Source organism: Phenylobacterium sp. FG114, assembly GCF_057809855.1.
Window position 1 is genome coordinate 317491 of the sequence record NZ_JBMDKU010000005.1, and the last position, 13328, is coordinate 330818.

General features: G+C 68.6%; 15 protein-coding genes. 6 read left to right on the forward strand and 9 right to left on the reverse strand.

The window, feature by feature from the left end:
- Positions 1-48 precede the first annotated feature (48 nt).
- Complete coding sequence (locus ACODSY_RS11025; protein ID WP_488951792.1) at positions 49-1191, forward strand: DegT/DnrJ/EryC1/StrS family aminotransferase; 1143 nt, start codon at positions 49-51, stop codon at positions 1189-1191.
- A complete protein-coding gene (locus ACODSY_RS11030) occupies positions 1188-2066 on the forward strand; it encodes a GNAT family N-acetyltransferase (RefSeq protein WP_488951793.1) in 879 nt (292 codons plus the stop codon). The genes ACODSY_RS11025 and ACODSY_RS11030 overlap by 4 nt, the downstream gene beginning before the upstream one ends.
- 4 nt (positions 2067-2070) lie before the next feature.
- Here ACODSY_RS11030 and ACODSY_RS11035 read toward each other — a convergent pair whose 3' ends face one another.
- The 8 genes from ACODSY_RS11035 to pseI all read right to left on the reverse strand — a co-directional run bounded on the left by ACODSY_RS11035 (position 2071) and on the right by pseI (position 9782).
- Positions 2071-3735 (reverse strand): O-linked N-acetylglucosamine transferase, SPINDLY family protein, encoded by a 1665-nt coding sequence (locus ACODSY_RS11035; RefSeq protein ID WP_488951794.1) that lies wholly within the window; start codon positions 3733-3735, stop codon positions 2071-2073.
- Positions 3736-3822: 87 nt separating this feature from the next.
- The gene (locus ACODSY_RS11040) at positions 3823-4428 is read right to left on the reverse strand and encodes a GNAT family N-acetyltransferase (protein ID WP_488951795.1); all 606 of its coding nucleotides are present in this window, start codon (positions 4426-4428) and stop codon (positions 3823-3825) included.
- Positions 4425-5165 carry a class I SAM-dependent methyltransferase gene (locus ACODSY_RS11045; protein ID WP_488951796.1) on the reverse strand — a complete coding sequence of 247 codons (741 nt, stop codon included), beginning with the start codon at positions 5163-5165 and terminating at the stop codon, positions 4425-4427. Before ACODSY_RS11045 ends, ACODSY_RS11040 begins: the two co-directional genes overlap by 4 nt.
- On the reverse strand, positions 5162-5959 hold the full coding sequence (locus tag ACODSY_RS11050; protein ID WP_488951797.1) for a phytanoyl-CoA dioxygenase family protein: 798 nt from the start codon (positions 5957-5959) through the stop codon (positions 5162-5164). Before ACODSY_RS11050 ends, ACODSY_RS11045 begins: the two co-directional genes overlap by 4 nt.
- Positions 5952-7001, reverse strand: coding sequence for a class I SAM-dependent methyltransferase (locus tag ACODSY_RS11055; protein ID WP_488951798.1), 1050 nt, complete (start codon positions 6999-7001; stop codon positions 5952-5954). The genes ACODSY_RS11050 and ACODSY_RS11055 overlap by 8 nt, the downstream gene beginning before the upstream one ends.
- A gap of 61 nt (positions 7002-7062) precedes the next feature.
- Positions 7063-8004, reverse strand: coding sequence for a phytanoyl-CoA dioxygenase family protein (locus ACODSY_RS11060; RefSeq protein ID WP_488951799.1), 942 nt, complete (start codon positions 8002-8004; stop codon positions 7063-7065).
- A 49-nt stretch (positions 8005-8053) separates the two neighbouring features.
- The gene (locus ACODSY_RS11065; protein WP_488951800.1) at positions 8054-8722 is read right to left on the reverse strand and encodes a DNA alkylation repair protein; all 669 of its coding nucleotides are present in this window, start codon (positions 8720-8722) and stop codon (positions 8054-8056) included.
- A gap of 4 nt (positions 8723-8726) precedes the next feature.
- Positions 8727-9782, reverse strand: coding sequence for a pseudaminic acid synthase (pseI, locus tag ACODSY_RS11070; protein ID WP_488951801.1), 1056 nt, complete (start codon positions 9780-9782; stop codon positions 8727-8729).
- Between the two features lie 92 nt (positions 9783-9874).
- On the opposite strand from pseI, the gene trxB reads away from it, so the two are divergent.
- From trxB to ACODSY_RS11090, 4 genes are all read left to right on the forward strand, one after another.
- Positions 9875-10876: a thioredoxin-disulfide reductase gene (gene trxB, locus ACODSY_RS11075; protein WP_488951802.1), complete on the forward strand. Its 1002-nt coding sequence runs from the start codon at positions 9875-9877 to the stop codon at positions 10874-10876.
- Between the two features lie 64 nt (positions 10877-10940).
- Complete coding sequence (locus ACODSY_RS11080; RefSeq protein WP_488951803.1) at positions 10941-11156, forward strand: hypothetical protein; 216 nt, start codon at positions 10941-10943, stop codon at positions 11154-11156.
- A gap of 31 nt (positions 11157-11187) precedes the next feature.
- Positions 11188-11673, forward strand: coding sequence for a GNAT family N-acetyltransferase (locus ACODSY_RS11085; protein ID WP_488951804.1), 486 nt, complete (start codon positions 11188-11190; stop codon positions 11671-11673).
- 55 nt (positions 11674-11728) lie between these two features.
- Complete coding sequence (locus tag ACODSY_RS11090; RefSeq protein ID WP_488951805.1) at positions 11729-12088, forward strand: hypothetical protein; 360 nt, start codon at positions 11729-11731, stop codon at positions 12086-12088.
- Here the strand turns inward: ACODSY_RS11090 and ACODSY_RS11095 are convergent.
- Positions 12081-13199: a cell wall hydrolase gene (locus ACODSY_RS11095; RefSeq protein ID WP_488951806.1), complete on the reverse strand. Its 1119-nt coding sequence runs from the start codon at positions 13197-13199 to the stop codon at positions 12081-12083. The two genes, ACODSY_RS11090 and ACODSY_RS11095, sit on opposite strands and share 8 nt — an antisense overlap.
- Between the last annotated feature and the right edge of the window lie 129 nt (positions 13200-13328).

The following is a 13328-nucleotide window of genomic DNA, read 5'->3' on the forward strand; positions in this document are numbered from 1 at the left end:
TTAACCGTGCTGTGACCCCATAGTCCGGTATTTCCGGAGGGGACCGGCTTGCCCGCCAACCACGCGCCGCTGCAGGAGGCTCATCGCGAGGCGCCCGCCCGCCTGGTCGTGGCGCGTCCGCGCCTGCCCAGCGCGGAGTCGCTGCTTCCCTACCTCCAGCGCATCGACGAGGCGCGCTGGTACTCCAATTTTGGGCCGTTGCTGAACGAGTTCGAGCAACGCCTGGCGGGTCGCTTTCGGGCCGGAACCCAGGTGGTCACCGTCACCAACGCCACGCAGGCGCTGACTCTCGCGCTCTGCGCGATGGACCTGCCCGCCGGCGGCTACGTCGCGATGCCGTCCTGGACGTTCGTCGCCACCGCTCACGCAGTCATTCAAGCCGGCCTGCGACCCTGGCTGCTGGACGTGGATCCACAGACGGGGATGCTCCGCCCCGACGCCGTGATGGCCCTTACGCCCGCCCAGCGCGCCGAGGTCGTCGCCGTCATCCCGGTCTGCGCCCACGGCGCGATGTGCGACCTCGCCGCCTGGAAGGCCTTCCGCTCCGAGACCGGCATCCCCGTTCTGGTCGACGCGGCCGCGGCCTTCGACAGGCTGGACGACGCCGACCTGCCTGCCGTCGTGAGCCTTCACGCGACGAAGGTCCTGGGCATCGGCGAAGGCGGCTTCGTCGCGACCTGCGATCCGGCCTTGGCCCACCGGATTCGCCAATTCACCTCGTTCGGCTTCGACGGCCAGAGAGAAAGCCTGATCCCAGCGACCAACGCGAAACTTTCGGAGTATGCCGCCGCGATCGGCCTGGCCGCGCTGGACGGCTGGCCGGCCGACCGCCTCCGCTTCATGCGCTCGGCTCAGCATCTGCGCATCGGCCTGATCGGCCAACCTCATGTCCGCTTCCAGGACGGTTGGGGTTCCGATTGGGTGACCAGCGTCTGCGTCGTCACACTGCCGGACGGCTCCGCCGAAGCGGTCGCCGAAGCGCTGAACGCTGAAGGTGTCGACACTCGGCAATGGTGGGGGGCCGGCTGCCACGCTAGTCCGGCCTTCACCGATTGCCGCCGCGAAGCGCTGCCGGTCACCGAGCGGCTGGCCCGCGCGTCGCTCGGCTTGCCCTTCGCGGTTGATCTAGATGGCGCTGGCGTCGGTCGGATCGCCGCTGCCCTGGACCGCGCGCTCGCCGCAAGACCGTGAGCCACCCGTACGCCAGCTGCGCCTACGCCACTGGCCTAGCCGGCGACGCCGTCGTCTCGGTTCCTGAGTGGGACAGCTACGTCATCCGCCGCGCCATTCCCGCGGGAGGCCACGACGCCAGCGGAATCTATCCGCTGGCGGTCTTCGGTCCCAACGCCGACCTTGCCGGCGGCCTGGAGCGGCTGTGCAGCAATGGCTTCGTCTCCGTGGTCCTAGTGCCCGACCCGCTGCGCCACGGCCCCGATCACATGGCGAAGGTGTTCGGCCTTTGCCGTCCGTTCAAGACGCACCAGGTGATCGATCCGGCGCGTGGCGCCTATGCGCCCAGCAAGCATCATCGCGACCGGATCCGTCGCGGCCTGCGGCGCTGCCGCGTGGAGGCCGTAGCCCTTGGCGCCTTCCTCGACGTCTGGCGCGAGCTTTATGCTGGCCTAGTCGCGCGGCGGGAGATTTCCGGCGTCGCCGCCTTTTCGGACGCCTACGTCCAGGCTCTTGCGGCCGATCCCGCGATCATCGCCTTCGCCGCCTTCGTCGGTGACCATTGCGTCGGCATGACCCTGTGGTTCGCGGCCGACGGCGTGGTCTACAACCACCTCACCGCCTCGAACGCCCTGGGTTATGCCAACGGCGCCAATTTCGCCCTCTACGACGCCGCCATCACACACTTCGCGGGCCAGGGGCCGGTGAACCTGGGAGGCGGAGCAGGGTTCGCCGATGTCGAGGACGGCCTCACATCCTTCAAGCGCGGTTTCGCGAACAGCGAGGTGCAAGCTCACCTTTGTGGCGCGATCCTGGACGCCGATCGGTACGCACGCTTGACCGGGGCCGCCGGCGACGACTTCTTCCCGGCTTACCGGGCGCCCCGGACGGCCTGACTCCTCAAGTCGACGCCCAGCGCTCGAACATGGTGCGGAAATCCGCCTCGATTCTGCGGGTGAACCCGACCTCGTCACGGAAATCGGAGGCCTCGAAGCCGGCCCGAACGCGCTCGCGAAGGGTGTTCAGCGCCTGGGCGTCGGCGGTCAGCCCTAGGGCGCGGGATACGTAGTCGTCCCAGTCCTCCGCGACCAGTTCGGGAAGGCCGCAGGCGAGCACCGTATTGAGGCCTATGCGGGCATAGAAGTCGCCGCCGCGCAGGGTCAGGACCGGGACGCCATTGGCGAGCGCGTCGCAACTGGTGGTGCCGCCCGGACAGGGCGACGGGTCCAGCGCCAGATCAATCTCCTGGAACGCTTCCAGGTATTCTCGGCCCTCGCTCCGTCCGCGGAACTCGATGCGTTCCATATCCACCCCATGGGCGGCGAAGCGGGCGCGCGTCATCCGCTGGAGCACTGGGTCGACGAACGCACCGTACTTCAGCACCAAGCGCGAACCCGGCCGCCCCTGCAGGATGCGCGCCCAAGCCGCGACGGTTTGGTCGCTCAGCTTCACGGGGTTGTTGAACGACCCGAATGTCACGCGACCGGACGCGAGCGCTGGAGCGGGCGTTTCGGCAGGGCGGTCCTTCGCCGGCCTGTAGGGCACCATGACGGGGCCAGCGCTCCAGATCTTCTCGACGAACAAGCCCGCGACCTCCGGGCCCGCCATCGAATCGCAATGGATCACATAGTCGATGGCGTCGACGCCCGTCGTCTGGACGAAGTTCATCCATGCCACCTGGACCGGCGCCGGCCGCATGGCGAACACGCGCAAGCGGCTGCCGGCGGTATGGCCCCATAGGTCCACGAGGACGTCGATCCCGTCGCCGCGGACCATCTCGGCGATCGCCTCGTCGCGGAGGCCGCCCACCTTGCGCCACTGCAGATGGTCGGGCAGTCCCGCTTCGGAATCCGGCTGCCCGCAGTAGAGGATCACCTCCACGGCCGCGGGATCGTGCGCCTCCAGCACCGGGGTGACGAACTGGTTGAGTTGCGCGCCCGTGAATGTCGGAGCCATGTAACCAATGCGCAGCCGGCGATTTCCCGCCTTGTCCGCGTCGAACCGCGGCCGCACAGGTTTGAGCCCTGACGTATACAGTTCCGCCCATCGGCGGGCTTCCGACGCATACCGCTGCGCCCCGTTCTCGACGAAGAAGAGGCTGTAGAGCAGAAACTCGTGGATGCCTGGGTCCGGGAAGGCCTCGACCGCGGCCTGGAATACCTCCAGCGCCTCGTCCACGCGCCCCTGGTGCTGGAGCGAAAGGCCGTAGGAAATCAGAAGCTGCGGATCCAGGTTGTCGAAGTCGAGCGCTCGACCGAAGGCCAGGCTCGCCGGCCCCATGTACTGGCGAAGATAGAGTTGCCTCGCGATCTCCGCCGCATAAGCTCGATCTCGGCTCAGGCGGCCGACATCGACCCCGATTTCGCCCATGAGTTCGGTGCCGTGCAGCGCGACGGCGTCAGCCATGGTAATCCGCGCCGCGTCCGGCGCGTCGGCGGCGATCAGGGCACTGGCCAGCCAGTAGCGTGCTTCGGTGTCGCTGGGGGCCGATTGCGTGACGCCGTAAATGAGCTCCGCGGCCGTGCGGGGGTCGCCGGCGGCCAGGCAGGCCTTGGCCTCGACCATGATCTCGGCGGGGGATGCAGTCTCATAGGCGACGGACATGTGGGCTCCTCGTGGGAACCAGGATCGCCTGCGCCGCTGAATGCCTCGTTAACCCTGTCGCGAAGGGCCGGCGCTGACCAAGCGCCGCGCCCCGGCAGGCGGTGCGAAAGTCCATTCCTCGTGCAGCAGTCCGTAGAGCGCGACGTCCTCGCGCTTCCCTGCTCGCAGGAAGGCCTCGCGCAGCAGGCCTTCGCTCGAAAAGCCGAGCCGCTCATAGAGGCGGCGGGCTGGTGCGTTGGACGCCAGCACCTCCAGCGATACGCGGTGTAGGTCCAGGCCCTGAAACGCGTAGTCCAGCAGCAGCGCAACGGCGCCGCGGCCGAACCCGGACCCGCGGTCGCTCGGCTCGCCCACGAACACGCCCAGGATGGCGGACCTCTGCAGCCAGTCGATGCCGTGCAGTTGGGCGATGCCGCGAATGGAGCCGCCCGAGCGGATGCCGAAGACTACGCGGGACTTCAGGCTCTCGTCGCGGAGATTGCGGATCCAGTCCGCCGTGGTTTCTCGCACGATGGGGCCGCGGAAGCCCATGATCAGGTCGCGGATTTCCGGGTCGTTCTGCCAGGCGTGGACCTTGTCTAGGTCCTCGGCTTCGAGCGGCGTCAGGGCGAGGCTCGCCCAGTCGATCTCATCGCCGACGCCAGATCCGCTCACCGCTCGTCCCGTTCGCAGACGAGATAGATGCTCGCGCAGAGTTCGGGGTATTGCATACCGAGCTGATAGCAGCCCTCGACATAGCGGTCGTCGATGATCCCGGCCTCCAGCGCCGCGTCGAACTGATAGTTGGCGAGGCCCTTGAATATCAGCCCCCCACGTTGCGTCGCCTGCAGCCCCGCCTCGCGGACGGTGCGCTCCAAGGTGTCGAACGAGAAGGTGTTGCGGTGTCCGTTCCGGTGCTCAGCTTCGGTCACCGCCGCGTTGTGGGTGATCAGGCCCATCTTGACCGCAATCTGGCGTGACGGGGCTTGGGCGTTCGGCACCAGCAGGAACAGCCTCCCCCGCGGCGACAGCCAACTGCGGATCTGCCGCAGCACGCCGACCGGATCGTCGAGGTGCTCGAGCGTATTGATGAGGAAGATCGCATCGAACTGCTCAGGCAGGTCCGCGTCCTCGAACGTCGAGCAGATGAAGCGGACCTTGTCGCCAAATCGAGCCTGCGCGGCCTCCACCAGACTGGGCGCGGCCTCGATCACCGTTAGGTCGTCGTAGCGCCCCACCAGCCAAGCGGTCGAATCGCCCCTGTAGCAGCCCAATTCCAGCGCCCGCCCCTTCGGCATGAAGGGCTCGAACGCTCGCATCATGTAACGACGGACAATTTCATCGAAGTCGTAGTTGTATTTCCGCTCGCCGAACTGGCCGGCTTCCTGGTCGTAGTCCCGCACGCCGGTCATCCCTGGTCATCCCTGTACAGGCGCGACTCACGAGGACGATAGAATTCCTCGTACGAGACCGGCGTCATGGCCTCATAACCTAGAAGCTGGCGCATCGCCGGTGACAGGGTCCGGCCATACGCCTCGCCGAGGAAGCGCGGGTAGTCCATCTGCTGCTTCACGAACGCGCGGCTGAAGCTAAGCGTCAGGGCGGCGCGTGGCGCAGCAGAGGTGTTGCTGCCGGCGGCGTGCCATAGGTTGCTGTCGAACAGCACGATACTGCCCGCCGGCCCGGTTAGGCGCTCCGATTGGTTCCAAAACCGGTCGGGGTCAGGCTGGATCGGTTCGCGCTGCGAGCCGGTGAGGACGTGCGTCGCGCCGTTCTCCAGGGTGAACGCGTCGACCATCACCAGCATGTTCAGCAACAGGCGGAAGTCGCCAGCGTGGGTGCGCACGTCGCGGTGGATGTTGTGCAGATAGCTCGACCTCTGCGGCGACACGACCGCTGGGTTGAAGGCGTGCAGGATATAGGCGGCGCCGTCGAAATAGCGGGCTATGTGCTCGGCGAGCCAACCCCGTTCGAGGAAGGCGTCGAGCGCCGGGTACTGGCCGACGGCGTGGTGGGAGGTGCCGTCCGGCTCCGCGCAGGCGCCCGAGGCGACCTGACGCCGGCCGCAATCTCCCACGCTCTCAAGGATGGCCTTCCGGATGTCCCGCAACTCGGCTGACGGGATCACGGCGTCGAAGATCGTCCAGCCGCGCTCCCGGAGTTCGGCGGCTGCGCGGTCTGTCGAAGGGGGCGCGCAATCAGCCATGGGGTTCGCCTTTGAGCTGCACGAACAGGCTCGGCCCGGCTTGGAAAACGTTCGCCACCCGCCCCTTGTTCGTAGCGATAAAGGCGTCGGCGACCTTCTTGGGGCCGTCGCCGAACGCCCAATCATAGTCGTCAAAGATGATCCAGCCGCCCGGGATGACGTGTGGTGTCCAGAGCGCGGTATCCAGGGCGGCGTGATGCTCGGCATGATTGCCGTCGATGTGCAGGACGGCGATTTGGCCCTCGTAGGTCGTCTCTCCGAAAGCCTCGGTCCGCACGGTGAGGTCGGGCCCGTAGCGAGCCGCGGCCTCCTCCGCGCGGGCGCGCAGGTAGTTCAACCGGTCACCGGCCAGCGGCGCCAGATTAATTTCGAACATGCGCAGCGCTTCCTCGGTGTCGAGCTCCGCGCTGGTCTTGTCGAGCAGAGCGTCGCCCTGGGGCATGGCGTCACTCATCCAGGGGTCGACGCAGAGCACCTTGCCGATGTCGTAGCGTCCGGCCAACCAGACGAGGAGCGCCGCCGAGCGCCCCCACCACGACCCGATCTCCACGACATCGCCGCGAGGCGCATGGCGCATCACTTCGGTGATGGCGCGCATCTTCTCCTCGGCGCACATCCCCGGAATGGTGTCGACCAGCCGCACGAGGCCCGTCAGTTCCAGCGCGCTCAGCGGGGGCTTCGGCGAGACCGCCGCAGAGATATCCAGCGCATACGGCGCCGACATCCGCGCGCGCAGTTGGCGATACGCCCGCTCATGGTCTTCGGGGCGGTCATCGCCGGAGAGCTGCGCACCCGGCGCGATCTGCTGCAGGCGCTCAGACAGATGCCGCCAGACCACGAAGTGCGGGGCATGGACGGCGCCGATGCCGTGGCGTTCGACGATCGTCGCCAGAGCATCGTCGAAGCCGGGATCGCTGACATAGGGCAGCGTCTCCCATGTCTCGTAGCTATCGCGGGCCGGGTCGCTGGTGATCGACGACGCGCCGACGACGCGCAATCCAAGCGACCTGGCGCGGTCCCGGAACGCCAGGCCGTCCGGCATCCCGGCCGGAAAGATCAGGACGGCGTCTGCCGCCGCCGAGCTCGGGTGCGCAGCGGTCATCTTAAGCCTTCAACACCGTGTTCGCGCGGATCTGCGCTGAGCCGTCGGCGGCCAGGTCCTTGCGGGTGTCGACGAGGCTGAGCGGGCCGTCGAGGGTGGCGTTCACCGCCTCCATGCCCGGCGCCCGGCCCTGGCCGCGGGCGATGAGGTAGCGCAGCGAGATGCGCTCGTGATCGGCGGCGTCCGGCTGGGTGCCGTGCAGGGTGCAGGCATGCCACATGGCCGCGAAGCCCGTGCCGCCGGTCAGGATCCGCTGCTGCGTTTCCGTCGTCCCGTGCTCGCCGTTGGCGTAGGTCCAGGTGCGGTCGCTCGACCGCGTCAGGTCGTGCGGGAACACCGATCCGCCCAGGCGGTGGCTGCCCTCCAGCAGGTAGAGCGGCGCGTCGGCCTTCGTGACGGGGTGCAGGTAGATGTAGAGCGTCAGGAAGTCGGCTTCCCGGTCCTTGTAGTCGATCAGGTCCTGGTGGAAGTCGATGCCGTAGAAGTAGGTGATGTCCCGGTTCTGCGGCTTCACATAGGCGCCCAGGTTGTTCACCGGGTTGCCGTGGATGCGGGCCTTCAGCCAATCGGGGATCGAGCGGGCCGGCACGCCGCAGACCACCTTCTTGTTCAGGATCTCGTAGTCCGGGCCCAGCAGCGCGGTCACGGCCTCGACGATGTGCGGCGACTGCTCGACGAAGCCCAGCTTGGCCTCGAAGCGCTCCAGCAGGTTGCGACCCGGCTTCGGGTTCACGCCCGTGTATTGCGGATCGGCGTCGAACTCGGCCTCGCTGAGAAACAGACTGTCGTCGAACGCCCGCGTCGCGCGGATGTCCGCCAGCAGCTCGGTCGCCGCGTCCGGGTCCACCGGCGCGTGGAACAGGTGCGCGCCGGTCTCAATGAAGTCCGAGATCACATCGGCCGCCAGCCCGGGGCCGGCCATCGGCTTCGCCATCATGTTCATCGAGGGTCTCCAGACGGAACGCTGCTCGATGGACAAAAGCTGCTTCGCGTTAACCCTGGCTTACGATCCCGCGCTTCTTGCCCGACTTGAGCCCCGTGGCGAGCTTGTGCCGCAGTTCGCGCTTCACCCGCGGCCGGAAGCGCTCGCCGTGCTCGACGAAGAACGCGTCCACCGCCGGCCGGTCCTTCTGCGAGAGATAGCGCAGCGCCCACGAGACGGCCTTCTCCACCATATCGTCACGGTCGTCGGCCAGGCGCAGGCAGAGTTCGAACGTGCGGGCCGCATCCGGCGTCATGGCGTTACGTCCGACCGTCGCCACCAGAGCCGAGCGCCGCAGCCATCGGCTCTCCGACCGCGACCACGCGTCGAACAGCTCGTCCGGCAGCCGCCCCTTCGCCCACAGCGGCCCCGACAGGACCGTCCCGAATGCATCGGTGGCATACCAGGAGGCGATCCGACCGGCGAAGTCCTCGACCTCGACCTCGCCCAAGGCCGCGAAGGCGCCGGGGTGGAAACGGATCAGCTCGTAGGCGACCCACTTGCCCTCTTGCGGCGCGTCACGCTCCAGCGCCTGTGCCAGCGCAATCACCTCGGCGGCGGGTTGCGATGTCAGCTCGGCGGAGCGGCGCTTGCGCACCTCGCGCATCGATGGCGTGTCGCGCCGCGGGAGGGCGGCGATCTCGGCGCGGAAACCGGCGGCCTCGGCGTCGGCGTCCATCGCCCTAGACCAGCATGTCCCAGGCGAGCGGTTCGCCCCGCTGCAGGTCACGCGCGGCGGTGCGCCCCAGCACCTCCTCGAAATGCGCCGGCGCCAGGCCATTGCCCGGCCGGATCGAGCGGACGTTGGCCCGCGTGAGCGCTTCGCCGGCCTTCACGTCGGCGGACACATAGAGCGAGCGGCGGAACTGCACATTGCCGCGCTCGGAGCCCAGCAGGTCGTAGTGCGCGCGGCCCAGCGACGCCCAGGCCGCCTTGGTGTCGTCCACCAGCGCCTTGAACTCGGTCGGCTCCAGGCTGAAGGCGGCGTCCGGCCCACCGTCGGCGCGGGCCAGGGTGAAGTGTTTCTCGATGACGCTCGCGCCCATGGCCACGGCCGCAACCGAGGCGGCCGTCCCGGGCGTATGGTCCGAAAGCCCGACCGGGCAGCCGAAGCGCTGGGCCATGTCGGCCACGGTGCGCACGTTGGCGTCGGCGAAGGTGGCCGGATAGCTGGACACGCAGTGCAGCAGCACCACGCCCGGCGCGCCGCCCGCGATCGCCGCGTCGCGCGCGGCCTCGATCTCGGCCAGGTTCGCCATGCCGGTGGAGATGATCAACGGCCTGCCCCTGGCCGCCGCATACTTGATCAGCGGCAGGTCCACGGCCTCGAACGAGGCGATCTTGTAGGCGGGCGCGTCCAGGCCCGCGAGCAGGTCGACCGCCGTCTCGTCGAACGGACTGGAGAAGATGATCACGCCCCGCTTGCGCGCCCGCTCGAAGATCGCGGCGTGCCATTCGTAGGGGGTGTAGGCTTCCTGGTAGAGCTCGTAGAGGCTACGCCCGTCCCATAGTCCGCCCTGGATCCGGAACTCGGGCCGGTCCACGTCCATGGTGATGGTGTCGGCGGTGTAGGTCTGGATCTTGATCGCGTCGCAGCCGGTGTCGGCGGCCGCGTCCACCATCGCCAGCGCCCGGTCCAGGCTGCCGTTGTGGTTGCCCGACAGCTCGCAGATCACGAGCGGCGGGTGGTCCGCGCCGATCTTCCGGCCGGCGATCTCGATCTCGGGGCTCTGAGCCATGCAGCTATTCTAAGCCCGCCTCGCTGAAAGCGGTGTTAACCAACGCCGCTTCGCCCGTCGCGCCCATCCGGAATCGACACTACATTAGGCCCATGTCCGAACCTCGTTCCGTCCGCTGCCTGATCGTGGGCTCCGGCCCCGCCGGCTACACCGCCGCCGTCTACGCCGCGCGCGCCCTGCTGAATCCCGTGCTGATCCAGGGCATCCAGCCCGGCGGCCAGCTCACCATCACCACCGACGTGGAGAACTATCCGGGCTTCGCCGACGTGATCCAGGGCCCCTGGCTGATGGAGCAGATGCAGGCCCAGGCCGAGCATGTGGGGACCGAGATCGTCAACGACATCGTCACCAGGGCCGACCTGTCGAAGCGCCCGTTCCGCCTGGAGACCGACAGCGGCCAGGTGTGGCTGGCCGAGACGCTGATCATCGCCACCGGCGCCCAGGCCAAGTGGCTCGGCATCGAGACCGAGCAGAAGTTCCAGGGCTTCGGCGTCTCGGCCTGCGCCACCTGCGACGGCTTCTTCTATCGCGGCAAGAACGTGATCGTGGTGGGCGGGGGCAATACGGCCGTGGAAGAGGCGCTCTTCCTCACCAACTTCGCCGCCAAGGTCACGGTGGTCCACCGCAAGGACGAGTTCCGCGCCGAGCGCATCCTGCAGGAGCGCCTGTTCAAGCATCCCAAGATCGAGGTGATCTGGGACAGCGTCCTCGACGAGGTGCTGGGCGACACCGATCCACTGGGAGTCACCGGCGCGCGGCTCAAGAACATCAAGACCGGCGAGACCCGGGTGGTCGCCGCCGACGGCGTGTTCATCGCGATCGGCCACGCGCCGGCGTCCCAGCTCTTCCAGGGCCAGCTGGAGATGGACGCCTCTGGCTATCTGAAGGTGAAGGCGGGCACGGCCTCCACCGCCATCGAAGGGGTCTATGCCGCCGGCGACGTCACCGACGACGTCTACCGCCAGGCCGTGACCGCCGCGGGCATGGGTTGCATGGCGGCCCTGGAAGCGGTGCGCTTCCTGGCCGAGAAAGACCACAAGGCGGCGCATCACCCGATCAGCCACCAAGAAGCCCAGAAGATCGGGGCCTGGTGAAAAAATCACATAGGTTAATAAGCGGCGCCGGAAACTCGCGCCGCCCCGTTCGAGTTACCGCGACGTGTCCCTCGACGATTCCAGTTCCAGCGACCGCTACCGGCAACAGGCCGAGGTGGTGATGCGCCTCGCCGCCAAGGCGGAAAGCCGCGCCGAGAAGGAGGTCTACCTCCAGATCGCGGAAGGCTGGCGCAAGCTTGCGGCCGAAGCGCTCCGCAACGAGCGGCAGGACCTCCCCCGCGCCGCCCGCGAACCGCGCAGCTTCCGCGACGACCGCTGACGCCGCCGTCGGGAGGCGCTAGCCTTGCCGCATGATCCGCTTCGCCCGCCCGGCCGACCATCCCGCTATCGCCGAGGTGGTCGAGGCCGCCTTCGGCCAGCCTGACGAGGCCCGTCTGGTCGAGCGCCTGCGCGCCGACGGCGACGTCCTCCTGGAACTGGTCTCCGAGACTGCGGGCCAGTTGGACGGCCACATCCTGCTGAGCCGCCTCTGGGTCGACAGCAAGGACCTGTACGCCGCCCTCGCCCCGCTCGCCGTCCGCCCGGGCCTGCAGCGTTCCGGCATCGGCTCGGCGTTGACCCGCGCCGGCATCGAGCAGGCGCGCGAGTTCGGCGCCCACGGGATGATCGTGCTGGGCCATCCCGCCTACTACCCGCGGTTCGGCTTCTCGGCCGAGACGGCGGCGCGGGTGAAGTCCGTCTACGCCGGCGGACCCGGCTTCATGGCGCTGGCGCTGGAGCCGGGCGCATTCGACGCGCCCCTCAGCGTCACCTATCCCGACGCCTTCTCGGCCTGATGGGTCTATCCTGGCCGCCGACGCGTACCTACGTCAGGCCCATGGAGCCCGCCGCATGAAGACCGCCGTCCTTTCCCTGCTCCTGTTGACCGTCGCCGGTTCGGTGCACGCCCAGACGGCGTCCGAGGCGCTCCTGGCCGCCCCGCTCAAGGCGACGCCGAAGGGCGTGGCGCTCGATCTGGCGCCCAGGGCCGCCTTCTCGCCCCGCTACGACGGCGCGCCCGAGCCGCGCATCGCCGGGGTGGCCAAGACGGCGGTCGACCATCGCTTCGACGATCCGGGCGTCGTGGGTTCGCTGGGCTTCCTGTGCGGCCTGGAGGCCGGCGCCGAGCGCCAATACGGGGCCGCGGCCGCCCGCGGCTACGATCCCAGCGGCCGCTTCGTGGGCGCGAAGCTGCGGGTGGCCTTCAGGTAGCAGGCGCCGTCGCCGAGGCCGGCGTCGCGACGGGCGCCACCGAAGGCGCCATGGCTGGCTTCTGGTCCATCGCGCGCTCCATAGCTTCCAGGCTCTGGTTGATGCGCTTGACCTCGTCGGGGGTCGGCTGGCGGCGGGTGGACATCAGCACGCCCATCACCCGGGTGCGCTCGCCGCGCGGCAAGGTGGGATCGACGACGCTGTAGGTCCGCACCTCGCCCGCCACCGCCAGGGTGATCTTGCGGTCCGCCGCGATCATCTGGGTTTCAGGCGACAGCAGGCCGCCCTGGGTGCGCGCATCCAGGCTGCCCAGCACCGCGGGCGACAGATAGGCCTCGCCCCCGGCGTATCGGCCCGTGAAGGCCGGCGGTTCGCCCCAGGGGCCCGTCCAGCGGTAGAAGATGTGCTGGCCCACCTGGGTCATCTTCACCAGCGTCGGCGCCCAGTAGGGCGCCACGTACTGCGCATGATAGTGCGTGGCCGAACCCACGGTCTTGTCCACGTAGCCGTTCAGCGCCCGTTCGGCGACCGCCCTCGCCCGGGTCCAAAGCGCCGCCTGCGGCGCGTAGCGCAGCGAACCGTCGCAGGTGAAGGTGAACTGGCAGCCGGTGGCCCGGGCCGAGCCCTGATAGACCACGCCGCAGACGCTCTTCGGGTAGGCCGGATGACGCATGCGGTTCAGCACCACCTGGGCCACGGCCTCCTGGCCCACCTCAGGCTCGCGGGCGGCCTCATAGTAGACGGCCTGCGCGAGGCACTGGACGGCGCGCGCCCGGTCCTCGCTGGCGCCCTTGAACACGAAGGGCTTCATCGGCCGGATCGGCAACCCCGAGAAGGGGCGCAGCTCGTTCACCTCTTCCGCCGTGGCGGAGTCGGTCTCGGTGGCCAGTCCCAGATCGGGAACATGGTCCATGTCCAGGCTGCCCCAGCCCTGCGGGCGGGCCCAAAGGTCGGGCGCGCGCGACGCCGGGTCATGGCGCACGGCCAGCGCCCGCATCGCCGGGTCCATGGTCTGGGCCAACTTGAGCAGGCCCTCGTTCGAAAGGTCGCGCGAGGCGAACCGCGCTCTGTCCTGCGCCTGCTGCGAGGGCGCGCAGGCACTGACGGCCAATGCGGTCGCCAGGACCGCAGCCGTTCCGATCTTCGCCCACAGCGAGCGAAGGGCATGGCCGCTCAATAGCCTCAGGGTCACATCCCCATCTACGTCCGAGCCGTCGCATATAGGCGCAAACCGGCGGTC